The sequence below is a fragment of the Streptomyces sp. NPDC059255 genome, assembly GCF_042752355.1.
Lineage (GTDB): Bacteria > Actinomycetota > Actinomycetes > Streptomycetales > Streptomycetaceae > Streptomyces.
In genome coordinates this window covers 38911-65625 of the sequence record NZ_JBHYZP010000007.1, presented here as the reverse complement: position 1 = coordinate 65625, position 26715 = coordinate 38911, and the positions used below count along the sequence as shown (strand labels likewise).

General features: G+C 70.9%; 17 protein-coding genes and 1 tRNA gene. 12 read left to right on the top strand and 6 right to left on the bottom strand.

Features of this window, described 5'->3' with window-relative positions; genetic code table 11:
• Positions 1-70: 70 nt before the first annotated feature.
• On the bottom strand, positions 71-1582 hold the full coding sequence (gene rpsA, locus ACFXKG_RS11930) for a 30S ribosomal protein S1 (RefSeq protein ID WP_365808547.1): 1512 nt from the start codon (positions 1580-1582) through the stop codon (positions 71-73).
• Between the two features lie 334 nt (positions 1583-1916).
• Here rpsA and ACFXKG_RS11925 point away from each other — a divergent pair, with 334 nt between their 5' ends.
• Together ACFXKG_RS11925 and hrpB are read left to right on the top strand one after the other, a co-directional pair.
• The gene (locus tag ACFXKG_RS11925; RefSeq protein ID WP_384836067.1) at positions 1917-2813 is read left to right on the top strand and encodes a class I SAM-dependent methyltransferase; all 897 of its coding nucleotides are present in this window, start codon (positions 1917-1919) and stop codon (positions 2811-2813) included.
• Between the two features lie 90 nt (positions 2814-2903).
• Positions 2904-5453: an ATP-dependent helicase HrpB gene (gene hrpB, locus ACFXKG_RS11920; RefSeq protein WP_384836064.1), complete on the top strand. Its 2550-nt coding sequence runs from the start codon at positions 2904-2906 to the stop codon at positions 5451-5453.
• A 66-nt stretch (positions 5454-5519) separates the two neighbouring features.
• Here the strand turns inward: hrpB and ACFXKG_RS11915 are convergent, their stop codons facing one another.
• Together ACFXKG_RS11915 and polA are read right to left on the bottom strand one after the other, a co-directional pair.
• Positions 5520-7262 carry a lytic murein transglycosylase gene (locus ACFXKG_RS11915; RefSeq protein WP_384836061.1) on the bottom strand — a complete coding sequence of 581 codons (1743 nt, stop codon included), beginning with the start codon at positions 7260-7262 and terminating at the stop codon, positions 5520-5522.
• 408 nt (positions 7263-7670) lie between these two features.
• Positions 7671-10382, bottom strand: a complete 2712-nt coding sequence (gene polA, locus ACFXKG_RS11910; protein ID WP_384836058.1) for a DNA polymerase I — start codon at positions 10380-10382, stop codon at positions 7671-7673.
• A gap of 259 nt (positions 10383-10641) precedes the next feature.
• Between polA and ACFXKG_RS11905 the strand changes: the two genes are divergently transcribed.
• The 7 genes from ACFXKG_RS11905 to ACFXKG_RS11875 all read left to right on the top strand — a co-directional run bounded on the left by ACFXKG_RS11905 (position 10642) and on the right by ACFXKG_RS11875 (position 19853).
• On the top strand, positions 10642-12921 hold the full coding sequence (locus ACFXKG_RS11905; RefSeq protein WP_384836055.1) for an FdhF/YdeP family oxidoreductase: 2280 nt from the start codon (positions 10642-10644) through the stop codon (positions 12919-12921).
• A gap of 144 nt (positions 12922-13065) precedes the next feature.
• Entirely contained in the window at positions 13066-13554 is a 489-nt protein-coding gene (locus tag ACFXKG_RS11900; RefSeq protein WP_384836052.1) for a PaaI family thioesterase, read from the top strand.
• Positions 13555-14184: 630 nt separating this feature from the next.
• The gene (locus ACFXKG_RS11895) at positions 14185-15414 is read left to right on the top strand and encodes a branched-chain amino acid ABC transporter substrate-binding protein (protein ID WP_384836049.1); all 1230 of its coding nucleotides are present in this window, start codon (positions 14185-14187) and stop codon (positions 15412-15414) included.
• Positions 15415-15510: 96 nt separating this feature from the next.
• Positions 15511-16443 (top strand): branched-chain amino acid ABC transporter permease, encoded by a 933-nt coding sequence (locus ACFXKG_RS11890; protein ID WP_384836047.1) that lies wholly within the window; start codon positions 15511-15513, stop codon positions 16441-16443.
• A 4-nt stretch (positions 16444-16447) separates the two neighbouring features.
• Positions 16448-18211, top strand: coding sequence for a branched-chain amino acid ABC transporter permease (locus ACFXKG_RS11885; RefSeq protein ID WP_384836044.1), 1764 nt, complete (start codon positions 16448-16450; stop codon positions 18209-18211).
• A 5-nt stretch (positions 18212-18216) separates the two neighbouring features.
• A complete protein-coding gene (locus tag ACFXKG_RS11880; RefSeq protein WP_384836535.1) occupies positions 18217-19140 on the top strand; it encodes an ABC transporter ATP-binding protein in 924 nt (307 codons plus the stop codon).
• A complete protein-coding gene (locus tag ACFXKG_RS11875) occupies positions 19137-19853 on the top strand; it encodes an ABC transporter ATP-binding protein (RefSeq protein ID WP_365808515.1) in 717 nt (238 codons plus the stop codon). The genes ACFXKG_RS11880 and ACFXKG_RS11875 overlap by 4 nt, the downstream gene beginning before the upstream one ends.
• Positions 19854-19935: 82 nt before the next feature.
• Here the strand turns inward: ACFXKG_RS11875 and ACFXKG_RS11870 are convergent, their stop codons facing one another.
• The gene (locus ACFXKG_RS11870) at positions 19936-20589 is read right to left on the bottom strand and encodes a response regulator (protein WP_365808514.1); all 654 of its coding nucleotides are present in this window, start codon (positions 20587-20589) and stop codon (positions 19936-19938) included.
• 99 nt (positions 20590-20688) lie between these two features.
• Here ACFXKG_RS11870 and ACFXKG_RS11865 point away from each other — a divergent pair.
• The 3 genes from ACFXKG_RS11865 to ACFXKG_RS11855 all read left to right on the top strand — a co-directional run bounded on the left by ACFXKG_RS11865 (position 20689) and on the right by ACFXKG_RS11855 (position 24186).
• Positions 20689-20763: transfer RNA gene (locus tag ACFXKG_RS11865), tRNA-Leu, on the top strand.
• A 256-nt stretch (positions 20764-21019) separates the two neighbouring features.
• A complete protein-coding gene (locus ACFXKG_RS11860; RefSeq protein ID WP_384836040.1) occupies positions 21020-23035 on the top strand; it encodes a LodA/GoxA family CTQ-dependent oxidase in 2016 nt (671 codons plus the stop codon).
• A 56-nt stretch (positions 23036-23091) separates the two neighbouring features.
• Positions 23092-24186, top strand: coding sequence for an NAD(P)/FAD-dependent oxidoreductase (locus ACFXKG_RS11855; RefSeq protein WP_384836532.1), 1095 nt, complete (start codon positions 23092-23094; stop codon positions 24184-24186).
• 80 nt (positions 24187-24266) lie between these two features.
• On the opposite strand, the gene pyk is transcribed toward ACFXKG_RS11855, so the two are convergent.
• Positions 24267-25700: a pyruvate kinase gene (gene pyk, locus ACFXKG_RS11850; RefSeq protein ID WP_384836037.1), complete on the bottom strand. Its 1434-nt coding sequence runs from the start codon at positions 25698-25700 to the stop codon at positions 24267-24269.
• Between the two features lie 132 nt (positions 25701-25832).
• Complete coding sequence (locus ACFXKG_RS11845; protein ID WP_384836034.1) at positions 25833-26552, bottom strand: SIMPL domain-containing protein; 720 nt, start codon at positions 26550-26552, stop codon at positions 25833-25835.
• Between the last annotated feature and the right edge of the window lie 163 nt (positions 26553-26715).

Genomic DNA, 26715 nt, shown 5'->3' with positions numbered 1-26715 from the left:
GGCCCGCTCCCCGAGGGGAACGGGCCTCACGTTCAAGCGGTCCTGCTACCTACGACACACTGCCGGAGCGTCAGCTCTGGCCGCCGGCCAGCTTCTCGCGCAGCGCGGCGAGCGCCTCGTCCGACGCCAGGGCGCCGGAGTTGTCCGCCGACTCCGAGGAGTACGAGCCACCGCCACCGGAGGCGGCCGGAGCGCTGCCCCCGCCGGCGGGCGCGGCAGCACCCTCGGCAGCGGCGGCCTCGTCGGCCTCGCGGGACTTGATGACCTGGGCCTGGTGCTGCTCGAAGCGCGACTGCGCCTCGGCGTACTGGCCCTCCCACGCCTCACGCTGGGTCTCGAAGCCTTCGAGCCAGTCGTTGGTCTCGGGGTCGAAGCCCTCGGGGTAGATGTAGTTGCCCTGGTCGTCGTAGGACGCGGCCATGCCGTAGAGCGTCGGGTCGAACTCGACCGAGGCCGGGTCGCTGCCGAAGGACTCGTTGGCCTGCTTCAGCGAGAGGCTGATGCGGCGGCGCTCCAGGTCGATGTCGATGACCTTGACGAAGATCTCGTCGTTGACCTGGACGACCTGCTCCGGGATCTCCACGTGGCGCTCGGCCAGCTCGGAGATGTGGACCAGACCCTCGATGCCCTCGTCGACGCGGACGAACGCGCCGAAGGGAACGAGCTTGGTGACCTTGCCGGGGACGACCTGGCCGATCTGGTGCGTCCGGGCGAACTGCTGCCACGGGTCTTCCTGCGTCGCCTTGAGCGACAGGGAGACACGCTCGCGGTCCATGTCCACGTCGAGAACCTCGACGGTGACCTCCTGGCCGACCTCGACCACCTCGGAGGGGTGGTCGATGTGCTTCCAGGACAGCTCGGAGACGTGCACGAGACCGTCGACGCCGCCGAGGTCCACGAACGCGCCGAAGTTGACGATCGAGGAGACGACGCCGGAGCGGACCTGGCCCTTCTGCAGGGTCGTGAGGAAGGTCTGGCGGACCTCGCTCTGGGTCTGCTCCAGCCAGGCACGGCGGGACAGGACCACGTTGTTGCGGTTCTTGTCCAGCTCGATGATCTTGGCTTCGAGCTCCTTGCCCACGTAGGGCTGGAGGTCACGGACGCGGCGCATCTCGACGAGGGAGGCCGGCAGGAAGCCACGGAGGCCGATGTCGAGGATGAGACCACCCTTGACAACCTCGATGACGGTACCGGTGACGATGCCGTCCTCTTCCTTGATCTTCTCGATCGTGCCCCAGGCGCGCTCGTACTGCGCACGCTTCTTGGACAGGATGAGACGGCCTTCCTTGTCCTCCTTCTGGAGAACCAGGGCCTCGATCTCATCGCCCACGGCGACGACCTCGTTGGGGTCGACGTCGTGCTTGATCGAAAGCTCGCGGGAGGGGATGACGCCTTCGGTCTTGTAACCGATGTCGAGCAGGACCTCGTCCCGGTCGACCTTCACGATGACGCCGTCGACGATGTCGCCGTCGTTGAAGTACTTGATCGTCTCGTCGATCGCGGCGAGGAAGGCTTCCTCGTTACCGATGTCGTTGACCGCAACCTGCGGGGTGGTGGCGGTGGTCTCGGTGCTGCTCGTCATGTGGGAAAGGGCTCCGGTGCGGACAGTGAGTCGTAGGTACTGCTACGCCGGGAGCCCGTATCGCCACCTGCAAGTACCCGGACAGCCAAGGGAGCGCCGTCCCCGAAGAGCCAGGGAAAGCGCCTCGCCGACCGAGGAAAACCCACTTACAGAGTGCGAGCGCGGCTGCTACGTCTGAGGCGCGCAAGCCCGCAGCGCAACCTTTAGCATACGGGGGCAGCCGGGCACGGTCAATGCGCGAAGGCGCACACCCGGGGCGGAACGTCCCATACCCGGCACAAACTGCGTTTGATGAGGCCACAAGGGCCTCCGCCCGCACCCTACGACGACGGACATGATGATCCAAGAGCAGCAGGAACAAGCCGCAGCGGAGCCCGGGGACGGGTCCGCGGCCGAGCCCGGACCCGAAGCTGGAACCGAGGCCGGAATCGAGCCCGAGGCGACCCGCCGTGACTCCGGTGAGACGGAGAGCAGCCGCGCCAACCGGGGCTGGTGGGACAGGAACGCCGACGACTACCAGATCGAGCACGGCAGCTTCCTCGGCGACGACCGCTTCGTCTGGTGCCCCGAGGGGCTCGACGAGGTGGAGGCCGAGCTGCTGGGCCCGGCGGAGGAACTGCGCGGCAAGGACGTCCTGGAGATCGGGGCGGGCGCCGCGCAGTGCTCGCGCTGGCTGACGGCGCAGGGCGCGCACCCCGTGGCGCTGGACCTCTCCCACCGCCAGCTCCAGCACGCGCTGCGCATCGCGGAGGGACGCAGCCGTGCCTTCCCGCTGGTGCAGGCGGACGCGGGGACGCTGCCCTTCCGGGACGGCTCCTTCGACCTGGCCTGCTCGGCGTACGGCGCGATCCCGTTCGTCGCGGACCCGGTGAAGGTGTTCCGCGAGGTACGGCGCGTCCTGCGGCCCGGCGGGCGCTGGGTCTTCTCGGTGACGCACCCGGTGCGCTGGGCGTTCCCCGACGAGCCGGGGCCCGAGGGTCTGACGGCCGGGGCGTCGTACTTCGACCGCACCCCGTACGTGGAGCAGGACGAGGCGGGGCGCGCGGTCTACGTGGAGCACCACAGGACGGTCGGTGACCGGGTACGGGACGTGGTGGCCGGCGGCTTCCGGCTGGTCGACCTGGTGGAGCCGGAGTGGCCGGAGTGGAACACGCAGGAGTGGGGCGGCTGGTCCCCGCTGCGCGGCGCGCTGATCCCGGGGACGGCGATCTTCGTCTGCGAGCGCGACTGAGGCAGGCCGGACCGAGGTACGCCGCCGAGGTATGCGGCGGTACGCGGCCGACGGCACGGTGCGCGCAGCGCCGCAGGCGACACTGGGCGGGTGATCCGCGACGACATCCTCGGCAGCCTGCCCGTACGTACCGCCGCCCCCGCGCTGGAACGTGCCCTCGACGAGCACGGCGGCGCGGTGCTCTGCGCGCCGCCGGGCACCGGCAAGACGACGCTGGTGCCGCTGGTGCTGGCCGGGCTGCTCGGGGAGGGCGGGGAGGGCCCGGTACGGCGGGTGATCGTGGCGGAGCCCCGGCGGATCGCGGCGCGCGCGGCGGCCCGCCGGATGGCGTGGCTGCTGGGCGAGCCGGTCGGGGAGCGCGTGGGATTCACCGTGCGCGGGGAGCGCGCGGTGGGGCGCTCCACGCTGGTGGAGGTGGTGACCACCGGGGTGCTGCTGCAGCGGCTCCAGCGGGACCAGGAGCTGGCCGGGGTCGACGTGGTGATCCTCGACGAGTGCCATGAGCGCCACCTCGACGCGGACACGGTGGCGGCGTTCCTGCTGGACGTACGGGCGGCACTCCGGCCCGAGCTGCGGCTGGTGGCGGCGTCCGCGACCACCGACGCGGCGGGGTGGGCGCGGCTGCTCGGGGACGCGCCGGTGGTGACGGCGAGCGGGGTGTCGTATCCGGTGGAGGTGGTGTGGGCGCCGCCCTCGGCGGCCGTGCGCCCGCCGCACGGGATGCGGGTCGATCCGGCGCTGCTGGCGCATGTGGCGTCGGTGGTGCGCCGGGCGCTCGCCGAGCGCGTCGGCGATGTGCTGTGTTTCCTGCCGGGGGTGGGCGAGATCGGCCGGGTGGCCGGGCTGCTCGGGGAGTGCGGCGCCGAGGTGCTCCAGGTGCACGGCCGGGCGCCCGCGGCCGTGCAGGACGCGGTGCTGGCGGGGGCGGCGGCGGGCCGCCGCGTGGTGCTGGCCACGGCGGTGGCCGAATCCAGCCTGACCGTGCCGGGCGTACGGGTCGTCGTGGACGCCGGGCTGGCGCGCGAGCCCCGTACGGATCATGCCCGGGGGCTGAGCGCGCTGACGACGGTACGGGTGTCCCGTGCGGGCGCCGGACAGCGCGCCGGGCGGGCCGGGCGCGAGGCCCCCGGGACGGTGTACCGCTGCTGGTCGGAGGCGGAGGACGGCCGGCTGGCGCGTTTCCCCTCCCCCGAGATCAAGGTCGCGGATCTGGCGGCGTTCGCGCTGCAGGCGGCGTGCTGGGGCGACCCGTCGGCCGAGGGGCTCGCCCTGCTGGACGCGCCGCCCGCGGGTGCGCTGGCGGCGGCGCGCTCGGTACTGACCGCGATCGGCGCGGTGGACGGGGACGGCCGGGCGACGGCGCGGGGCGTCCGGATGGCCGGGCTCGGTCTGCATCCCCGGCTCGCGCGGGCGCTCCTGGACGGCGCGTCCGAGGTGGGCGCGGGCCGGGCGGCGGAGGTGGTGGCGCTGCTGAGCGAGGAACCGCCGAGGGCGTACGGGGACGATCTGGCGGCGGCGTGGCGTACGGCGCGCAGGGGCGGGAGTGGGGACGGGTACGCGGCGCGCTGGCGCCAGGAGGTACGACGGCTCACCTCGTCCGTGACGGGCGCGCGCGCCCGGGACCGGTCCGGGGCCGGGGCCGGGGCCGCGGCCGGGGCCGCGTCCGACGATGCCGCCGCGGGGCTGGTCACCGCGCTCGCCTTCCCCGAGCGGGTCGCCCGGGCCCGGGGCGAGGGGGCGTTCCTGATGGTCTCGGGGACGGGGGCCGAGCTGGGCCAGGGCTCCGCGCTGCGGGGCGCGGGCTGGCTGGCGGTGGCGGTCGCGGACCGGCCCGCCACGGCCGCGTCGGCGCGGGTACGGCTGGCCGCCGTCGTCGACGAGGACACCGCGCGGGCGGTGGGCGGCTCCGCGTACTCCGAGGGCGAGGAGGTGCGCTGGGAGGGCGGCGAGGTGGTGGCCACCCGGGTGGCACGGCTGGGCGCGGTGGAGTTGTCCGTACGCCCGCTGAAGCAGCCGGATCCGGGGCTCGTGCGCGGGGCCCTGCTGGCCGGTCTGGAACGGGAGGGGCTGGGGCTGCTGCGCTGGACGCGCGACGCGGAGGGGCTGCGCGAGCGGCTCGGGTTCCTGCACCGGGAGCTGGGCGGCGGCTGGCCGGACGTCTCGGACGGGGCGCTGCTGGCGCGGGCCGACGCGTGGCTGGAGCCGGAGCTGTCCCGGGCGCGGCGGCGCGCGGATCTGGGCCGGCTGGACGCGGGGCAGGCGCTGCGACGGCTGCTGCCCTGGTCGACCGGGGAGGCGGCGCGGCTGGACGAGCTGGCGCCGGAGCGGATCGAGGTGCCGAGCGGTTCGCGCGTACGGGTGGAGTACGGCGGGCCGCAGCCGGTGCTCGCGGTGAAGCTCCAGGAGCTGTTCGGGCTGCGGGACACGCCGCGGGTGGCCGGGGAGGCGGGCGTTCCGGTACTGGTCCACCTGCTCTCGCCGGCGGGGCGGCCCGCGGCGGTGACGGCGGATCTGGCGTCGTTCTGGCGGGACGGCTACCGGGCCGTACGGGCGGAGCTGCGGGGCCGCTATCCGCGCCACCCGTGGCCGGAGGACCCGTCGACGGCGGTGGCGACGCGCCGCCTGAACGGCCGGCGCTGACGCCACCGGCCGTAGGGCGCGGAGGCCGGGGGCGGGGCTTCCCGCTCCCGGCCTGCGCGCGGTGGGTCAGGCGACCGTCAGCTCTACGGTCAGGGTGGCGCCGCCCTCGGTGCTGATACGGAGCAGGAACGTGCCAGCGGTGTCGCCCGCGAAGATCTTCGGGAGCTGGAGGACGCCGTCGGCGTCGGTCTTGAGCTCCGTCAGCGCCCGCAGCGGGTTGCCGTCGGCGTCCTTGAAGTAGGGGCTGTCGGCGGGGGCGGTGTCGTCGGTCGCGGAGGTGACGAAGGCTGCGCTCGCGGCCACGTTCGGAGCGGCGGCTCCCTGGTAGGTGGCCTTGGCCTCGACCAGGTCGGCGAACTCGGCGCCGGGCGCGGCCGTCAGCGCCGTGTCGGCGGTCCTGGCGAGTCCGTCGGCCTGACGTGCCGTCACCTTCGCCGTGTAGTCGACCGCGCCGATGTCCAGTTCGTCGACGACGGTGGCGCGGATCGTGAAGGTGCCGGTCCGCTCGCCCGCCTGGACGACCGGGGCGGTGGCCTCGCCGTCCTCGCCGGTGACGACGGTCAGCCCGGTCTTGCCGGGTACGAAGCGCGCGTCGGTGTCGCCGACGATCTCGAACCGTACGGGTACGTCGGCGACCGGTTCACCGGCCGCGTCCGTGGCGCGTACCGAGACGCCCTCGGCGAAGCGGCCGCCCGCCACGGCGGTGGCCGTACCGGAGCCGGTCTTCACCAGATTCGCGACGACGGGCTCCGGGTCCGGGGTGCCGGGCGTCTCGCCGTCGCCGGTGGCGGGCGGCTTGGGGGTGCCGGTGGCGGGCGGCTTCGGGGTGCCGGTGGCGGGCGGCTTCGGGGTGCCGGTCGGCGGCTTCGGCGTCGATGTGTCGGGCGTGCTCGGGGTGTTCGGCCGGGGAGATGCGGCCGGCTTGTCCGGCGTCGACGTGGACGGCGGGACGGTGGGGCCGGGCGTCGTGGGCGGGGTGGTGGAGGGAGCCCCGGGGCCGGGGCCGACGGGCAGCACGCCCTGGCCGTCCGGGACCTCGTGCGTGCCGTTCTTGTAGTACCGGAACCAGGTCAGGACCGTGTTCAGGTACTCCGTGGAGCGGTTGTAGCCGAGGATCGCCTGGTGGAGGTCGGCCTCGACGGAGAGATCGCGGTCCCCCGCGCAGAGGTAGTAGGCCGCCGCGAGCGCCGCGTCGTAGATGTTGTTGGGGTCCTTGCGGCCGTCGCCGTTTCCGTCCTGGCCCCAGGTCGCCCACGTGGACGGGATGAACTGCATGGGGCCGACGGCGCGGTCGTGCGTGGTGTCGCCGTCGTAGCGGCCGTTGTCGGTGTCGGAGATGTTGGCGAAGCCGACGCCGTTGAGGACTGGGCCGAGGATCGGCGCGAGCGTGGTGCCGTCGGCGTCGACCTGGCCGCCGCGTGCCTGGCCGGACTCCACCTTCCCGATCGCGGCGAGGAGTTGCCACGGCACGTTGCAGCCGGGCTTGTCCTCCGTGACGGTCTGTTCCGCCCTCTTGTACGCGGCCAGGACGGTGGCCGGTATGCCCGCTTCCGCCGGACCCTTGGCCGGCAGGTCTATCGAGGTGCCGGGCTTGTCCGGGGTGGTGAGCGGCGGAAGCTCGGTGTAGTAGGGGGAGTTGCCGGTCACCGCGGTGTCGGGGGACGGCGTCGCGTCGGCGGCCTGGGACCCGCCCGCGCCGGTGGGGATGGCGCCGGGTGCCTGGGACGCGGAGAGTGCCGCGATGGCGGCGGCGGCCACGGCGGTGGTGGTCGCTCCTCTGCGCAGTCGGCTGCCGAATAGCGCTGGCATAGGTCGGGTCCCTCCCCGTGGACGGCTGTTCGCGCTCCCCGCGCGAGGACTCAGGCGACCCTATGTCAACTCCTGGCCCCAGCACACCGGTCGGTCGGCCGTTTTCACCAGTTCGCCACCTCCGCGTCGCCCAGTCGTCCGTATGGGCGCGTGACCTCTGGTGGCCGGTCCGCTCCCGTCGGCCCGGACCGCGCCGCCCGGCCGCCCGTTTCGCGCCGCTGTCCGTCGGCGGCTGCCCGGCCGGGCACGCGTCGGCGGCACCCACCGGGACGCCGGCGGGTGCCGCCAGGGCACCGTGCGGACGCCCGGGGCGGCGTGCCGCCCGGCGCGGCGGACGTGCGGCGCGGCGGACGTGCGGCGCGGCGGACGGCTGAGTCCGGGGCGGCGGCGGGTGGTGGCCCGCCCGGGTCAGTGCGCCGCGGACTCCCAGTCGGTGCCCACGCCGATCGAGACGTCCAGCGGCGCGCGCAATTCGACCGCGGCCGACATCTCGCGGCGCAGCAACTCCTCCACCCGCTCGCGCTCGCCCGGGGCGATCTCCAGGACGATTTCGTCGTGGACCTGGAGGAGCATCCGGGAGGTGAGTCCGGCCTGTTCCATCGCCCGGTCGACCCGGAGCATGGCGACCTTCACGATGTCCGCGGCGGTGCCCTGGATGGGCGCGTTGAGCGCCATCCGCTCGGCCATCTCGCGGCGCTGGCGGTTGTCGCTGTTCAGGTCGGGCAGATAGCGGCGGCGGCCCAGCATCGTCTCCGTGTACCCCGTGGCCCTGGCCTCGACGACCGCGCGGTGCAGATAGTCCCGTACGCCGCCGAAGCGCTCGAAGAACGTGTCCATCAGGCCACGTGCCTCGGCGGCCTCGATGTTGAGCTGCTGGGAGAGGCCGAACGCCGAGAGGCCGTAGGCCAGTCCGTACGACATCGCCTTGATCTTGCGGCGCATCTCGGGGTCGACCGCGGACTTCTCCACGCCGAACACCTGGGAGGCGACGGTGGTGTGCAGGTCCTCACCGGAGGTGAACGCCTCGATCAGGCCGGCGTCCTCGGAGAGGTGGGCCATCACACGCAGCTCGATCTGGCTGTAGTCCGCCGTCATCAGCGACTCGTAGCCCTCGCCGACGACGAAACCGCGGCGGATCGCCCGGCCCTCGTCGGTGCGGACCGGGATGTTCTGGAGGTTGGGATCGGTGGAGGAGAGCCGGCCGGTGGCCGCGACGGTCTGGTTGAACGTGGTGTGGATCCGGCCGTCGGCCGCGATCGTCTTGATCAGCCCCTCGACCGTGACCCGCAGCTTCGCCTGCTCCCGGTGGCGCAGCATGATCACCGGCAGCTCGTGCTCCGTCTGGGCGGCGAGCCAGGCCAGCGCGTCGGCGTCCGTGGTGTAACCGGTCTTGGTCTTCTTGGTCTTGGGCAGCCCCAGCTCGCCGAAGAGGACCTCCTGGAGCTGCTTGGGCGAGCCGAGGTTGAACTCGCGGCCGACGGCGGCGTACGCCTCCTTGACGGCCTGCTGCACCGCGCCCGCGAACTGCTGCTCCATGGACTCCAGATGGGCCCGGTCCGCGGCGATGCCGTGCCGCTCCAGGCGGGCCAGCAGGACGGAGGTGGGCAACTCGACGTCGTCGAGCAGTTCGGTGGCGCCGACCTCGCCCAGCCGTTCGGTGAACGCGCCGCCCAGGTCGAGGACCGCGCGGGCCTGCGCCATCAGCGCGTCGGCCTCCGCCTGCTCGTCGCTGCCGAAGGCGAGCTGTCCGTCGGAGGCCGCCGCGGGGGCCAGCTCGCGGCCCAGGTACTCGATGGCGAGGGCGTCCAGCGCGAAGGAGCGGCGGCCCGGCTTGACCAGATAGGCGGCGAGAGCGGTGTCCATCGTGACGCCGCCGACCCGCCAGCCGTGCTCGGGGGCGACGCGCATCACGCCCTTCGCGTTGTGCATCACCTTGGGGCGGTCGGCGGCGGCGAGCCAGGCGGCGAAGGCCCGCTCGTCGGCCTCGTCGAGCCGCGCCGGGTCGAACCAGGCCGCGGGCCCGTCCGCCGCGGCGAGCGCGATCTCGCTGACGCTGCCGGCGCCCAGCGCCCAGGTGTCGGCGGTGGCGACACCGAGCGGCTGTTCGCCGTGGGCCGCCAGCCAGGGCGCCAGCTCGCCGGAGCCCAGCACGGCGCCGTCCAGCTCGACACCCGCGGCGGGCGCCGGGGCCTCGTCCTCCGCCGCCCCCGGATCCACGGCGAGCAGCCGCTCGCGCAGGCTCGGGTTGCGGATCTCCAGCACGTCGAGGACGCCCTTGAGCGCCGCCCGGTCGTAGGGGGCGCGCTCCAGGTCAGCCGGGCCCTTGGGCAGCTCGACGTCACGGACCATCTCCGTGAGCCGGCGGTTGAGCTTGACGGACTCCAGGTGGTCGCGGAAGTTCTGTCCGGCCTTGCCCTTGACCTCCTCCGCGCGCTCCACCAGCGCGTCGAACGAACCGAACTGGTTGATCCACTTGGCGGCGGTCTTCTCACCGACCCCCGGGATGCCGGGCAGATTGTCGGAGGGGTCGCCGCGCAGGGCCGCGAAGTCCGGATACTGCGCGGGGGTCAGCCCGTACTTCTCCTGGACCTTCTCCGGGGTGAACCGCGTCAGCTCCGAGACACCCTTCGTCGGATACAGCACCGTCGTGTGCTCGCTGATGAGCTGGAAGGAGTCCCGGTCGCCGGTGACGATCAGCACCTCGAAGCCCGCCGCCTCCGCCTGCGTGGCCAGCGTCGCGATGACGTCGTCCGCCTCGAAGCCGTCGATCGCGAACCGGTCCGCGCGCATCGCGTCCAGCAGCTCGCCGATCAGCTCGACCTGCCCCTTGAACTCGTCGGGCGTCTTCGAGCGGTTCGCCTTGTACTCCGGGAACTCCTCGGAGCGCCAGGTCTTGCGGGACACGTCGAACGCCACCGCGAAGTGTGTGGGGGCCTCGTCACGCAACGTGTTCGCCAGCATCGACGCGAAGCCGTAGATGGCGTTGGTCGGCTGGCCCGTCGCGGTCGTGAAATTCTCCGCGGGCAGCGCGAAGAACGCCCGGTACGCCAGGGAGTGCCCGTCCATGAGGAGCAGGCGCGGACGGTTGTCTTCGATCTTCTTCGATGCTGTCTCAGCCACGCACCCGATCCTGCCACGCCCCACTGACAATCCCGACCGGCCGCACCCGCCACCCCCGTCTCCGGGCTGCCTCCGGGCCGCCGCGAAGCCGCCCCGGAGAGCGCCACCGGATCACTGTGGCAGCGCCCGCCGGACCGCCGTGTGAAGCCGTACTCCGGGACTACGCCGGGACTACGCCGGGACCTCATCCGAGGGGTGTCGGTGGCCCGTGACAGGATCGGACCCGTACACGAAAGCCCCACGCCCGAGGGAGAGCGCGATGGCCAGCAAGCCGCCCACAGGTGATCCGGTACAGGACGCCCCCCAGGTCGCTGCCCCCAAACACGCGGCGGCGGGGCTCCCCGCCATCGGACACACCCTCCGTATCGCCCAGCAGCAGATGGGTGTGCGGCGCACCGCGCAGACCCTCCTCAAGGTCAACCAGAAGAACGGCTTCGACTGCCCCGGCTGCGCCTGGCCCGAGGGCGACCACCGGCACACGGCCGAATTCTGCGAGAACGGCGCGAAGGCCGTCGCGGAGGAGGCCACCCTGCGCCGGGTCACCCCCGAGTTCTTCGCCGCGCACTCCGTCGCCGACCTCGCCACCCGCAGCGGCTACTGGCTGGGACAGCAGGGCCGGATCACCCGGCCGATGCTCCTCGACCGGGACGCCGAGGGCCGCTCCGCGGACCACTACACACCGGTGACCTGGGAGCGGGCCTTTGCGATCATCGCCGAGGAGCTGACCGCGCTCGGCTCGCCCGACGAGGCCCTCTTCTACACCTCGGGCCGCACCAGCAACGAAGCGGCGTTCCTGCTCCAGCTCTTCGCCCGCGAGTTCGGCACGAACAACCTGCCGGACTGCTCCAACATGTGCCACGAGTCCTCCGGCTCCGCGCTCTCGGAGACCATCGGCATCGGCAAGGGCAGCGTCTCGCTCGAAGACATGCACCAGGCCGACCTGATCATCGTCGCCGGACAGAACCCGGGCACGAACCACCCCCGGATGCTCTCCGCGCTGGAGAAGGCCAAGGCCGCCGGCGCGAAGATCATTTCGGTGAACCCGCTGCCCGAGGCGGGCACGGAGCGGTTCAAGAACCCGCAGACCCCCCAGGGCATGCTCAAGGGCGCCGCGCTGAACGACCTCTTCCTCCAGATCCGCATCGGCGGCGACCAGGCCCTCTTCCGGCTGCTCAACAAGCTGATCGTCGAGACCCCGGGCGCCGTGGACGAGGAGTTCGTCCGCGAACACACCCACGGCTACGAGGAGTTCACCGCCGCGGCGCGCACCGCCGACTGGGACCAGACTCTGGCCGCCACCGGCCTGGAGCGCGCCGAGATCGAGGAGGCCCTCGCCCTCGTCCTCGCCTCGAAGCGCACCATCGTCTGCTGGGCCATGGGGCTCACGCAGCACAAGCACTCCGTGCCGACCATCCGCGAGGTCGTCAACTTCCTGCTGCTGCGCGGCAACATCGGCCGCCCCGGCGCCGGCGTCTGCCCCGTACGCGGCCACTCGAACGTGCAGGGCGACCGCACCATGGGCATCTTCGAGCGGCCCGCGCCGGCCTTCCTCGACGCGCTCGACCGGGAGTTCGGCATCACTTCGCCGCGCCACCACGGCTACGACGTCGTACGGTCCATCGAGGCGCTCCGCGACGGCAAGGCCAAGGTCTTCTTCGCGATGGGCGGCAACTTCGTCGCCGCCACCCCCGACACCAACGTCACCGAGGCCGCGATGCGCCGCGCGAGCCTCACCGTCCACGTCTCGACCAAGCTCAACCGCTCCCACGCGGTCACCGGCGCCCGCGCGCTGATCCTGCCCACCCTCGGCCGCACCGACAAGGACATACAGGCGGGCGTCCGGCAGATCGTCACCGTCGAGGACTCCATGGGCATGGTCCACGCCTCGCGGGGGAACCTGCCGCCCGCGAGCCCCCACCTGCTCTCCGAACCGGCCATCGTCGCCCGGATGGCCCGCGCCACCCTCGGCCCGCGGTCCCTCACCCCGTGGGAGGAGTTCGAGAAGGACTACGCGACCATCCGGGACCGGATCGCCCGCGTCATCCCCGGGTTCGAGGACTTCAACACCCGCGTCGCCCACCCCGGCGGCTTCGCCCTCCCGCACGCCCCGCGCGACGAGCGCCGCTTCCCGACCGCCACCGGCAAGGCCAACTTCACCGCCGCGCCCGTGGAGTACCCGAAGCTGCCCGAAGGCCGGCTGCTGCTCCAGACCCTGCGCTCCCACGACCAGTACAACACCACGATCTACGGCCTGGACGACCGCTACCGCGGCATCAAGGGCGGACGCCGGATCGTCCTGGTCAACCCCGAGGACGCCGCCGAACTCGGCCTGGCCGACGGCTCGTACACCGACCTGGTCAGCGAATGGACCGACGGTGTCGAGCGCCGCGCCCCCGGCTTCCGCGTCGTCCACTACCCCACCGCCCGCGGCTGCGCCGCCGCGTACTACCCGGAGACCAATGTGCTGGTCCCCCTGGGCGCCACCGCGGACACGAGCAACACCCCGACGAGCAAGTCCGTCGTCGTTCGCTTCGCCTAGGAACAACCCCACCCGGGGCCTGTTCCTGTCCGGACAGGAACAGGCCCCGGGGAGTGGACCTAAGCGTCCGCTCAGTCATCTGATAGACAGGACGGTGCAGACCGCACTCACAAGCGAACGCCGCAGCCGATCGGAGCCGGGCCCATGGGTGAGCAGACCACCGTGAAGTTCCCGCAGGACGTCATCGACGAATACGCCGCGCTGGGCGTCGATCTGAACGCCATCTTCTCCGCGGGGCAACTCCGCGACCGGATGGGGGTGGAGATCGTCGAGGCGTCCGCCGAGCGGGTCGTCGGCACCATGCCCGTCGAGGGCAACACCCAGCCCTACGGCCTGCTGCACGGCGGCGCGTCCGCCGTGCTCGCCGAGACCCTCGGCTCGATCGGCGCGATGCTGCACGGGGGCCCCAGCAAGATCGCCGTCGGGGTGGACCTCAACTGCACCCACCACCGCGGCGTGCGCAGCGGCATGGTCACGGGCGTCGCCACCCCCGTCCACCGCGGCCGCTCCACCGCGACGTACGAGATCGTCGTCACCGACGAGCACGACAAGCGGATCTGCACCGCCCGGCTGACCTGTCTGCTGCGTACCTCCCCCGGAGCCCCCACCGGCACCGCCTCCACCGCGTCGTAGCAGGGCTCCAAGGACCTCTTGTACGGGCCGGGAGCACCGCTTACCGTGCCCCCATGGTCGCGGTCGGACGGCGTGGATCCGGTGCGGGCGGGCGCATCGCCCCCGCACGGATCCCGCCGGTCCCGGCACCCGCGCGAAACGGCGCCACCGGCGGTACGGAGAACTGGCGCGAGCCGCCGTGACCGTTCACGGGAGCTCCGCCGAGCCCCGCGCGGACACCCCGCCAGCCATCACCCTGTGTAACAGCCAGGTGAACGAAGATCCGTCCGCTGCCCGCGCGGAACACCCCGCTGCCCGTTTCGCTCCCCGCGCCTGCCCGATCGGCCGTCAGCACCAAAAACCGCTCAAGTCCCTTAGCGGAACTGCAGGTTCTCACGATGTGGTCGAAATTCGGAAAACGTGGAACGTCACGGTTCGCCCGGACTGCACCCACCAAGTGTTGGCCTCGGCATAACAAGACAGTCACATCCTTAGCTCACCGCTCCCCACCTCGCTCACCTGCGCTTAGAGTCACGCCCAGTCACCGCGCCGCCGGTGTGAGCATCAGCTCATATGTACGCACGAGTACAGTCCGGCGAACGCAAACGGCACCTCAGCAGAGGAGGCCGCGCCAGGGGAGAGGACTCAACCGTGCGACACCGTTCATTGATCATGCTCACCACCGCGATAACGACGGGTGCGCTTACGCTCACCGCCTGTGGCTCCCGCGACGACAGCGGAAGCAGCAGCGGTAGCGACAAGATCACCGTCGTCATCGGTGTCGACGCGCCGCTCACCGGATCGCTCTCCGCGCTCGGCCAGGGCATCAAGAACTCCGTCGACCTCGCCGCGAAGACCGCGAACAAGAACAACGAGGTCCCCGGCGTCGAGTTCAAGATCGAGGCCCTCGACGACCAGGCCGTGCCCGCCTCCGGCCAGGCCAACGCCGCCAAGCTCGTCGGCGACAAGAACGTCCTCGGTGTCGTCGGCCCCCTGAACTCCGGTGTCGCCCAGTCGATGCAGGGCGTCTTCAACACCGCCAAGCTCGTCCAGGTCTCCCCCGCCAACACCAACCCCGCCCTCTCCCAGGGCGACAACTGGGCCAAGGGCGACCTGAAGCGCCCCTTCGCCTCCTACTTCCGCACCGCCGCCACGGACGTCGTCCAGGGCAAGTTCGCCGCGCAGTACTACTACAACGACGCCAAGAAGCGGAAGGTCTTCGTCGTCGACGACAAGCAGACCTACGGCGCCGGCCTCGCCGCGATCTTCTCCGAGGAGTTCCAGCGCCTCGGCGGCAAGGTCGTCGGCACCGACCACGTCACCGTCAAGGAGACCGACTTCTCCGCCACCGCCGACAAGGTCAAGTCCAAGGGCGCCGACTCCGTCTACTTCGGCGGCCAGTACCCCGAGGGCGGCCTGCTCTCCGACCAGATCAAGAAGACCGGCGCCCAGGTCCCGACCATGGGCGGCGACGGCATCTACGACCCGAACTTCATCTCCGCCTCCGGCGAGTCCAACGACGGCGACTTCGCCACCTCCATCGGCTACCCCGTGGAGAAGCTCGACACCGCCAAGCAGTTCATCACCGACTACAAGGCGGGCGGCTACAAGGACCCGTACGGCGCCTACGGCGGCTACTCCTACGACGCCGGCTGGACCATCATCCAGGCCGTCAAGGCCGTCCTCGCCGACAACGACGGCAAGCTCCCCGACGACGCCCGCGAGAAGATCCTCGAAGCCACCGCCAAGGTCTCCTTCGACGGCGTGACCGGCAAGGTCGCCTTCGACGAGTACGGCGACACCACCAACAAGCAGCTCACCGTCTACAAGGTCGAAGGCGGTGTCTGGAAGGACGTCAAGAGCGCCACGTTCGAGGACTGACCCGGACCGCCACGCCCCCACACACCGACCGAACCGCGCGAGGGCGCAACAGCGCCCTCGCGCGGTGTCATATCCGACACCATCGGAGGCCCTGCGGTGAACGAACTGCCGCAACAGCTCGCCAACGGCCTTGCCCTCGGTGCCCTCTACGGCTTGATCGCCATCGGGTACACCATGGTCTACGGCATCGTGCAGCTCATCAACTTCGCCCACGGCGAGATCTTCATGATCGGGGGCTTCGGCGCCCTCACCACCTACACCTGGCTCCCCAGCGGAACCTCCCTGGTGGTGGCGATCCCCCTCATGATCGCAGGCGGCGCCCTCGCCTCGGTGGCCGTCGCCACCGCGGCCGAACGATTCGCCTACCGCCCCCTGCGAGGCGCCCCACGGCTGGCACCGCTCATCACCGCGATCGGCCTCTCCATCGCCCTTCAGCAGCTCATCTGGGCGTTCTACCCCGACGCCAAGAAGGCCATCAGCTTCCCGGAATTCAAGGGCGAGTCCTTCCACATCACGGACAGCCTCTACATCCAGCGCGCCGACGCCTTCCTCTTCGTCCTCGCCCCCCTGTGCATGCTCGCCCTCGGCCTCTTCGTCTCGAAGAGCCGCAGCGGACGCGCCATGCAGGCCACCTCCCAGGACCGCGACACCGCGAAGCTCATGGGCATCAACACCGACCGCATCATCGTCATGGCCTTCGCGATCGGCGCCGCCTTCGCCGCCGTCGCCGCCGTCGCCTACGGACTCGACAAGGGCCAGATCAACTTCGAGATGGGCTTCCTCCTCGGACTCAAGGCGTTCACCGCCGCGGTCCTCGGCGGCATCGGCAACATCTACGGAGCCATGGTCGGCGGCGTCGTCCTCGGCCTCGCCGAAGCCATGTCCATCGCGTACATCGAAGAAATCCCCGGGATGCAGCAGCTCGGCGGCGGCGCATGGGCCAACGTCTGGGCCTTCGTCCTCCTCATCCTCGTACTCCTCGTCAGGCCACAGGGCCTGCTCGGCGAGCGCGTCGCGGATCGGGCGTGACCCCATGACTGACAAGACGACTGACAACACGACCGACACCACCGACACCACCAAAGCCACACCCGCCACGGCACCGGCCGACGCCAAGCGCGCCACCCAGCTGCGCGTGCTCACCCTCGTCGGCGGCATCGCCACCGTGGCCAGCACCTTCCTCTCCTGGACCTACACCACCGAGTTCCCCGGCGACCTCACCGTCTACGGCTACCCCGGCGGCCTCCAGCTCCTCACCCTCACCGCCGGCCTGCTCATCGCGCTCTTCGCGCTCTCGGCACTCGGCGTCAAGGGCCTCACCTGGCTCACCCCCACCGGCGCCACCAAAGCACTCCAGCTGCTCGCCCTCGGCGCCTTCGCCACCACCTGGTTCACGGTCATCGCCATCGCCGTCGAACTCGGCGGACTCGTCAACCTCGACCCCGGCGGCTTCGTCGCCGCCGTCGTCACCGTCATCCCCGTCGCCGCCGCCTTCCTGCTGCCCGACGACACCCGCCAGGCCAAGCGGCCCAAGGAACTCCCCTCCTGGGCAGAGATCCTGATCATCGTCGCCGTCTTCGCCGTCGGCCTCTTCGTCTTCACCTACGGCATCGACACCGAGTACGCCGAACTCTTCACCGGCTACCTGCTCACCGTCGGATTCACCGCCACCGCCCTCTTCAAAGCCGGCCTCATCGCGCGGATCAACGGCCTCACCGCCAAATACCGCCTGATCGCCGTCTCGGCCGCGTTCGTCGCCGCCGCCGCGTTCCCCTTCACCCAGAGCACCGACCAGTTCACCCTCATCGCGGTCAACATCCTCATCTTCGCGACCGTCGCCCTCGGGCTGAACATCGTCGTCGGCCTCGCCGGACTCCTCGACCTCGGATACGTGGCCTTCCTCGGCGTCGGCGCCTACACCGCCGCCCTCGTCTCCGGAACCACCGCCTCCGTCTTCGACATCCACTTCCCCTTCTGGGCCGCGGTCCTCACCGGCGCCGTCGTCTCCCTGATCTTCGGCGTCCTCATCGGCGCACCGACCCTGCGGCTGCGCGGCGACTACCTCGCCATCGTCACCCTCGGCTTCGGAGAGATCTTCCGCATCGCGGTCGGCAACCTCGACGGCGTCTCGGGCCCCCGCATCACCAACGGCCCCAACGGTGTGCCGAACATCCCCGACCTCAGCTTCTTCGGGTACAACTTCGGCGAGTCCCACACCGTCCTCGGCATCGAACTCGGCGCCTACGCCAACTACTACCTGCTGATGCTGCTCGCCATGATCCTCGTGGTCGTCGTCTTCAGCCGGGCCGGCGACTCCCGTATCGGACGCGCCTGGGTCGCCATCCGCGAGGACGAGACCGCCGCCACCGCCATGGGCATCAACGGCTTCCGCGTCAAGCTCATCGCCTTCGCCCTCGGCGCCACCCTGGCCGGCCTCGCCGGCACCGTACAGGCACACGTCCAGCACACCGTCGTCCCCGAGATGTACGTGTTCGCCGGCCCCGTGCCGCCCAACTCCGCGTTCCTCCTCGCGGCCGTCATCCTCGGCGGCATGGGCACCATCACCGGACCGCTCATCGGCGCCTCCCTGCTCTACCTGATCCCCGCGAAGCTCCAGTTCCTCCAGGACTACCAGCTCCTCGGCTTCGGTATCGCCCTCATCCTGCTGATGCGCTTCCGCCCCGAAGGACTCATCGCCAACCGGCGCGCCCAACTCGAATTCCACGAAACGGACCAGCTCGACGTACCGGACGGCACCACCGGCAAGGGCGCCGGCGTCGCCAAGGCGGGGGCGTGAACGACATGACGACCGCGACCACAACCACCAGCGTCCTCGACGCCACCGGCGTCACCATGCGCTTCGGCGGCCTCACCGCCGTACGCAACGTCGACCTCAGCGTCAACGCCGGCGAGATCGTCGGCCTCATCGGCCCCAACGGCGCCGGCAAGACCACCTTCTTCAACTGCCTCACCGGCCTGTACGTACCGACCGAGGGCACCGTCACCTACAAGGGCACCGTCCTCCCGCCCAAGCCCCACCTGGTCACCAACGCGGGCATCGCCCGCACCTTCCAGAACATCCGGCTCTTCGCCAACATGACCGTCCTGGAAAACGTCCTCGTCGGACGGCACACCCGCACCAAAGAAGGACTCTGGTCCGCGCTCCTGCGCGGCCCCGGCTTCAAGAAGGCCGAAGCCGCCTCCCACGCACGCGCCATGGAACTCCTCGAGTTCATCGGCCTCCAGGACAAGGCCGACCACCTCGCCCGCAACCTCCCCTACGGCGAGCAGCGCAAGCTCGAAATCGCCCGCGCCCTCGCCGCGGAACCCGGCCTGCTCCTCCTCGACGAGCCCACCGCCGGCATGAACCCGCAGGAGACCCGGGTCACCGAAGAACTCATCTTCGCCATCCGGGACCAGGGCATCGCCGTCCTCGTCATCGAGCACGACATGCGGTTCATCTTCAACCTCTGCGACCGCGTCGCCTGCCTCGTCCAGGGCGAGAAACTCGTCGAGGGCACCCCCTCGACCGTCCAGGGCGACGAACGCGTCATCGCCGCCTACCTCGGCACCCCCTTCGAGGGCGCCCCCGGCGGCGAAGAGGTCGCCGCGGTCGAAGCGGCGGAAGCGGCGGCCGAGGCCGCGGACACGGTCTCCGACACACCCCGCGACGCCGGCACCACAGGCACCACCAGCACCACGGGTACGGAAGGGGACGCGAAGTGACCGCGCTTCTGGAGGTCGAAGACCTCAAAGTCGCCTACGGCAAGATCGAAGCCGTCAAGGGCATCTCCTTCAGCGTCGAAGCCGGCCAGATCGTCACCCTCATCGGCACCAACGGCGCCGGCAAGACCACCACCCTGCGCACCCTCTCCGGGCTCCTCAAGCCCTCCGGCGGCCGGATCGTCTTCGACGGAAAACCCCTCAACACCGTCCCCGCCCACAAGATCGTCGCCCTCGGACTCGCCCACTCCCCCGAAGGCCGGCACATCTTCCCCCGGCTCACCATCACGGAGAACCTCCAGCTCGGAGCCTTCCTCCGCACGGACAAGGCCGGCATCGAGAAGGACATCCAGCGCGCCTACGACCTCTTCCCCATCCTGGGCGAACGACGGAAGCAGGCGGCGGGCACCCTCTCCGGCGGCGAACAGCAGATGCTCGCCATGGGACGCGCCCTCATGTCCCAGCCCAAACTGCTCATGCTGGACGAGCCCTCCATGGGCCTCTCCCCCATCATGATGCAGAAGATCATGGAAACCATCGTGGAGCTCAAGTCACAGGGCACCACCATCCTGCTCGTCGAACAGAACGCCCAAGCCGCGCTCTCCCTCGCCGACCAGGGCCACGTCATGGAGATCGGCAAGATCGTCCTGTCGGGCACCGGTGAATCCCTGCTCCACGACGAATCCGTACGCAAGGCCTACCTCGGCGAGGACTGACCCGGCCGACCGCACACGTGAGAGGGCCCGCCCCCTGGGAAATCGGGGGGCGGGCCCTCTCACGTACGAGACCACCAGAGGCCTACTGCCCCTTCGCCGCCTTCTTCTCCGCCGCGTCCTCGATGACCGCCTCGGCCACCTGCTGCATCGACATCCGACGGTCCATCGACGTCTTCTGGATCCACCGGAACGCCGCCGGCTCCGTCAGCCCGTACTGCGTCTGCAGCACCGACTTCGCCCGGTCCACCAGCTTCCGCGTCTCCAGCCGCACCGTCAGGTCCGCGACCTCACGCTCCAGCGTCCGCAGCTCCGTGAACCGCGACACCGCCATCTCGATGGCCGGCACCACATCACTCTTGCTGAACGGCTTCACCAGATACGCCATCGCCCCGGCGTCCCGCGCCCGCTCCACCAGATCACGCTGCGAGAACGCGGTCAGCATCAGCACCGGCGCGATCGACTCCTCCGCGATCTTCTCCGCCGCGGAGATCCCGTCCAGCACCGGCATCTTCACATCGAGGATCACCAGATCGGGCCGGTGCTCCCGCGCCAGCGCGACAGCCTGCTCCCCGTCACCGGCCTCACCGACGACCGAGTACCCCTCCTCCTCCAGCATCTCTTTGAGATCCAGACGGATCAGGGCCTCGTCCTCGGCGATGACGACACGCGTCGTCAGCGGCGGAACGTGCGACTTGTCGTCATCGTCGACGGGCTGGGGCGACTCGGGGGCGGTCACGGGGGCTCCTCGTTCCAGACAGGATGCTGCTCCCCATGAGCCTACCGAGCTGCGGTAAAGTAGGCCCAGGCGGGGGACCTCAATCCCTTGCATTCTTAGGCCCCAGTACTCCAACTGGTCAGAGAGGCCGCTCTCAAACAGCGGACAGTGTGGGTTCGAATCCCACCTGGGGCACTTTCCTTCGGTTCCAAGGTCACGGCACGCGTCCCCGCGACCACGTGACCACGCGCCCCTCCCCCGCGACGGCCCCCGATCGGATCCCTGTGACCAGGGGCGACCCGATGCCCCGCTTCCAGAGACAGCGGCGAGAGCCCGGGGACCGCCCTTGGCCTGATCGCGTGAAGCTCCGCTTCCGGCCGGAGCGGCGATGTCAAAAAATAATATTGCCGCATTAATTGTGGCCTTCGGAGCAGGAGACCGGAGGCCCTCCATGGATCAGAACATCGCGCAGGTGAAGATCCACCCTGCCATCGGCGTCGCCCGTGTCGGCAACAGTGCCACGGAGTTCTTCGTCGGCCCGGAGTCGCCCGACCGGGTGCCCGAGCAGCCCGGGTTCTACAAGGACGCGGCCGGGGCGATCAAGCGGCAGGCGGCGCGTTTCCGGGTGTACGGGTACAACGCGGCCGGAGAGGTCGTGCGGGAGCTCAAGGTGAACGAGGGGGGCGTGTCCGAGATCGCGTGGACCGTGCATCTCGCCAACAAGAAGGCCGCGTGGTACCAGTTCCATGTCCCGCTCGACATCCCCGAGGGGAAGAGTCTGGCGCCCGCGCTGTACGGCCGGCGGAACGCCGCCGTCGTGGGGGCCGACCGGGCGAAGCTGGTCAACGATCCCGGAAGCCGGACCGTCCTCGGGTCGACCGCCGGGACCCAGAAGTTCGACTCCGGGAAGATCATGGGCAAGGCGGTCTACCTCGGGGAGATCTCCGCCCAGCCCGACGGCCGTCTGCTGGTGCTGGGCGGCATGGGCACGTCCAGGTCGTACGCGAACCAGCCGGCGACGGGGGTCGCCAACAACGACACCTGGTACGACGACACCTCCGACGGCCCGGTGACGGCGCAGGTCACCATCGGGGGCAGCACGCTGACGGCGACACCGGCCTGGGTCGTCGTCGGGCCTCCGGACTACGCGCCGGACGTGAAGAGTGTCCGTACGCTGCACGACCTGCTCCACGACGTGTTCTTCGGTGCGCAGCCCCTCCCGCAGGTTTCGTTCGCGGATGACATCGAGCCCATCCTGCGCCGCTTCTGTGATCTTCAGTGGGTCAATCACGGTTTCGCCTCGCAGTTCGGCTGGAACGGTCCGCATTACTTCCTCGCTCCTCCGATGCTGGAGCGTCTTGCCGACGCGTCCGACCGGAACCGGGAGTTGCGTCGTCAGGTGTACATCGCGCTGCGTGACTACGACCGGGACGGGACGTCCCCGCTGCCGTGGCCGTGGGTCTACGGGGACGCGATGGCCACGGCCGCGCATCCGTCCGTACGTCACTATCTGCTGCTGTCGCCGACGCAGGACCGGATGATGGGGCGGTGGGCGGACGGGATGTTCACGCCCGGCACGGGGCGGACGGTCCATCCGGTCGTCGATGGCGCGCCCGTGGCCGAGCAGCCGGGGCTGCTGGACCGTGCGGCGCTGGACCACTGCGCGGCGGACGCCTTTCATCCGGGGAGTGAGCTGACCTGGCCGATCCGGCACGGCACCCTGTACACGGAGCCGTTCCGGGTGCGGCATCGCGCCGCGAGCGATCCGGAGCCCGATTACGGTGCGTCTCTCACGGCGGAGAAGGCGCTCGCACCGAACGGTCCGACGTATGCCCAGGGGCCCGGGGATCTGACCCGCTGGATGGCGGCCCCGTGGCAGACGGACGCGGCGCGCTGTCGCTCCGGCTATGAGGTGCTGAGCAATCTGGGGCCGCGCTACAGCCCGTACCTGCCGACGTTCTGGCCCGCCCATGTGCCCAACCATGTGCTCAAGGAGGACGATTTCGCGGTGGTCAACGCGGCGCCGGGGCCGGGCGACGACATCGTGAGGGAGACCGCCTTCGAGCGGCGTGCGGTCTGGCTGCGGGGTCTCGTGGGTTCGGTGACGGAGCAGACCAATCAGATGATCAGTGACTGGCCGAAGTTCGGCATCGTCGAGGAGCGCGCGTACACCGTGGGGGACGGCGCGTTCCCGGCGAGGATCTCGGTGGAGTCGCGGCCCGCGGCGCCGTTCGACGCCGCGCCGGACACCCGCAATCTGGTCAACCTTCAGGTGCCGCAGGCCGCTTTCCCCCATCTGTCCGCCGCCGCGGGCACCTGGGCGGCGGAGGGGCCTGACGCGGCGGCTGTAGAGGACGCGCTGGTCGGTCAGGCGGTCCGCCGGGCCGTGGCGGAGACCCGGTACAGCGAGGAGGAGATCTCCGCCGGGTACGACGAGCGGCTCGACCCGTTCCACGAGCAGCTGTGAGCCGCGCGCCCGCCCGGGGTCGTTCTCCGGGCGCTCGTCCCCGCGCCGGGTACGACGTGGTGGTGGCGGGTGGTGGGCCGGCCGGGTGTGCGGCCGCGCTCGCGCTCGCCCGGGCGGGCCGGCGGGTTCTGCTGGCGGACGCCGGTACGGGGCCGCCGAAGGTCGGTGAGGCGCTCGTGTCCGCCGGTGGGGTGCTGCTCGACGATCTCGGGGCCGGTGGCCGGGTGCTGGGTTCGGGGCATCTGCCCTGTTACGCGAACCTGTCGGCGTGGGGGTCGTACGAGTTGCGCGCGGTGGACTTCATCAACGATCCGCAGGGCCCCGGGTGGCATCTCGACCGGAAGGTGTTCGACGGGCGGCTGCGGGAGGCTGTGCGCGCGGCGGGGGCGGAGGTCGTCGAGCGTACCGCGGTGCGTCGGCCGGTGCGTCGGCCTGACGGCGGCTGGATCTCGGTGCTGCGTGGTCCGGGCGGTGACCGTGCCGTGCGGTGCCGCTGGCTGGTCGACGCCACCGGGCGGGGGGCGGCGATCGCCGTGCGCTGCGGTGCGGTGCGGCGGGTCCGTGATCGGCTGACCGCTGTGTGTCTGACGCTGGACGCGGCCCCGGGCGCGGCCGATGGCTGTTCGCTGGTGGAGTCGGCCGAGGACGGGTGGTGGTACACGGCGCCGCTGCCGAGGGGGCGCCGGCTGATCACTTACTTCACCGATACGGATCTGCCTTCGGCCGCTCTGCGTACCGCGGAGCAGGTGCGGCTGCGTGTGTGGGCGACCCGTCATGTGCGGCGGCGGGCGGGGCCTCATGGGTTCGCCGTGTCGGCGGTGCCGCGCAGGGCGCCCGCGTACAGCGCGTATCTGGATCGGGTGTACGGGGATGGCTGGGTCGCGGCGGGGGACGCGGCTGTCGCGTTCGATCCGCTGTCCTCGCAGGGTGTTCTCACGGCTCTGTACACGGGGATGAGCGCGGGGCGGGCTGTCGACGCGCGGCTGCGTGGTGAGGCGGCGGCGTTGGAGGGTTACGCGGAGGGGGTGCGGCGGGCGCGTGCCGCGTATGTCCGTGGTCATCGGGCTGTTCACGCGCAGGAGACCCGCTGGGCGCACCGTGTTTTCTGGGCCCGTCGGCTGGCGGCGGCGGGGGACGGCGCCCGCCCGTGAGCCCGCGCCCCGGGGTGGGGTGCGGGTGGGAGCGTGCGGGTGGGAGGAGCGGGTGGGAAGGGGCGCGTGGGAGCGTGCGGCTACTTCGGGGTGTCGTCCTCGCCGATGTGGTGGACGCGGACGAGGTTGGTGGAGCCCGCGACGCCGGGCGGGGAGCCGGCGGTGATGACGACGGTGTCGCCTTTCCGGCAGCGGCCGATCCTGAGGAGTTCCTCGTCGACCTGCGCGACCATCGCGTCGGTGGAGTCCACGTGCGGGCCGAGGAAGGTTTCGACGCCCCAGGTGAGGTTGAGCTGGGCGCGGGTGGCCGGGTCGGGGGTGAAGGCGAGGAGGGGGATCGGGGAGCGGTAGCGGGAGAGGCGCTTGACGGTGTCGCCGGACTGGGTGAAGGCGACGAGGAACTTGGCACCGAGGAAGTCGCCCATCTCGGCGGCGGCGCGGGCGACGGCGCCGCCCTGGGTGCGGGGTTTGTTGCGGTCGGTGAGGGGCGGGAGGCCCTTGGCGAGGATGTCCTCCTCGGCGGCTTCCACGATGCGGCTCATGGTCCTGACGGTTTCGACGGGGTATTTGCCGACGCTGGTCTCGCCGGAGAGCATCACGGCGTCGGTGCCGTCGATGACGGCGTTCGCGACGTCGGAGGCCTCGGCGCGGGTGGGGCGGGAGTTGTCGATCATCGAGTCGAGCATCTGGGTGGCGACGATGACCGGCTTGGCGTTGCGGCGGGCCAGTTTGATGGCGCGTTTCTGGACGATGGGCACCTGTTCGAGGGGCATTTCCACGCCGAGGTCGCCCCGGGCGACCATGATGCCGTCGAAGGCGGCAACGATGTCATCGATGTTCTCGACGGCCTGGGGCTTCTCGACCTTGGCGATGACGGGGAGCCGGCGGTGTTCCTCGTCCATGATCCGGTGGACGTCCTCGATGTCGGCACCGCTGCGTACAAAGGAGAGGGCGATGATGTCGGCGCCGTGGCGGAGAGCCCAGCGGAGGTCGTCGACGTCCTTCTCGGAGAGGGCGGGGACGGAGACGGCGACGCCGGGGAGGTTGAGGCCCTTGTGGTCGGAGACCATGCCGCCTTCGACGACGAGGGTGTGGACGCGGGGGCCGTCGACGGAGGTGACTTCGAGGGTGACCTTGCCGTCGTCGACGAGGATGCGTTCGCCGGTGGTGACGTCGTGGGCGAGTCCTTCGTAGGTGGTGCCGCAGCCGTGGCGGTCGCCTTCGTGGGGTTCGACGGTGATGGTGAATTCGTCGCCGCGTTCAAGGAGTACGGGGCCTTCGCGGAAGTGGCCGAGGCGGATCTTCGGGCCTTGAAGGTCGGCGAGGATTCCGACGCTGCGGCCGGTTTCCTCGGCGGCTTTCCGTACGCGCTGGTAACGCTCCTCGTGTTCGGCGTGGGTGCCGTGGCTGAGGTTGAGGCGGGCGATGTCCATTCCGGCTTCGACCAGTGCTTTGATCTGGTCGTACGAGTCGGTGGCGGGCCCCAGGGTGCAGACGATCTTGGCTCGGCGCATATATCGAGCGTAGGGCTTACCGGCCGGTAGGGAATTGGCGGTGCATGACTGCCCAACAACCTTTGAGTTAAAGGTTGTTGACAAGCGTTTAATTGTGCGGCGGGGCGCTCCGATGAGCGTTTTCGCGGGGGTTCAGCGGGTGAGGTCCGGCGGGGTCATGGTGAAGCGTGCGTTCACCTGCGCGTAGACCGTCTGCCGCTGCGGTTCGAGGTCGAGCGCGGGCGCGGCCTCGGCGGAGTCGGCCCCCTTGTACGCGACGCTGCGCAGGGCGCCGGGGGCGGCGGGCCCGCCGTATCCCCCGCTGTTCTCCGCGCCGATGTCGGCGAGCTCGACCAGGGCGGCGAGGCGGGCGTCGAGCGCTTCCGCGTACTCCCTGGCGCGCTGGACGGCTTCCCGTACGGCCTGGCGGCGGGCGTTCGCCCGGGCCGGGGAGTCGGGGCGCAGGGACCACCAGGGGCCGGTGACGCTGGTGAGTTCGAGGTCGGCGAGGCGGGTGGTGAGTTCGCCGAGGGCGGTGAAGTCGGAGAGCTCGACGGTGAGGTGGACGCTGCCGTGGTAGGCGCGGACGCGCTCGCTCCGGCCGTGCCGGGTGAGCTCGGGGGTGATGGAGAAGGCGCCGGTCTCCAGTTTCTCGATGGCGTCGCCGTACCCCTTGACGAGGTCGAGGACCCGGGCGTTGCGCCGGGTCAGGTCGTCGAGGGCGGTGCGCCGGTCGGTGCCGCGGGCGCCGACGGTGATGGAGATGCGGGCGATCTCGGGGTCGACTTCGAGCAGCGCTTCACCGCGGACGGCGACCCGCGGTGTCTCGGGGGTGCCGTAGGGCGGGGTGGGGGTCGGGGTGTCGGTGGTCATGGGGCGGCTCCCTCGCGGCGCGGGTACGGCGGTGGCTGTCTCTGCGGCTGTGCCTACTCTCGCATCCGGGTCGGACACGCGCGGGTGCGCGACCTCTGTCAGTCATCTGATCGAAACCCTCAGGGGGTGTTGCGTCCCGGTGGTTCTGGGCCAGAATCTACGC

Coding starts and splice junctions, on each gene's coding strand:
- rpsA (WP_365808547.1), bottom strand. CDS start 1,582: ATGACGAGCAGCACCGAGACCACCGCCACCACCCCGCAGGTTGCGGTC.
- ACFXKG_RS11900 (WP_384836052.1), top strand. CDS start 13,066: ATGGGTGAGCAGACCACCGTGAAGTTCCCGCAGGACGTCATCGACGAA.
- ACFXKG_RS11845 (WP_384836034.1), bottom strand. CDS start 26,552: ATGACCACCGACACCCCGACCCCCACCCCGCCCTACGGCACCCCCGAG.
- ACFXKG_RS11915 (WP_384836061.1), bottom strand. CDS start 7,262: ATGCCAGCGCTATTCGGCAGCCGACTGCGCAGAGGAGCGACCACCACC.
- ACFXKG_RS11925 (WP_384836067.1), top strand. CDS start 1,917: ATGATGATCCAAGAGCAGCAGGAACAAGCCGCAGCGGAGCCCGGGGAC.
- pyk (WP_384836037.1), bottom strand. CDS start 25,700: ATGCGCCGAGCCAAGATCGTCTGCACCCTGGGGCCCGCCACCGACTCG.
- ACFXKG_RS11860 (WP_384836040.1), top strand. CDS start 21,020: ATGGATCAGAACATCGCGCAGGTGAAGATCCACCCTGCCATCGGCGTC.
- ACFXKG_RS11880 (WP_384836535.1), top strand. CDS start 18,217: ATGACGACCGCGACCACAACCACCAGCGTCCTCGACGCCACCGGCGTC.
- ACFXKG_RS11905 (WP_384836055.1), top strand. CDS start 10,642: ATGGCCAGCAAGCCGCCCACAGGTGATCCGGTACAGGACGCCCCCCAG.
- ACFXKG_RS11885 (WP_384836044.1), top strand. CDS start 16,448: ATGACTGACAAGACGACTGACAACACGACCGACACCACCGACACCACC.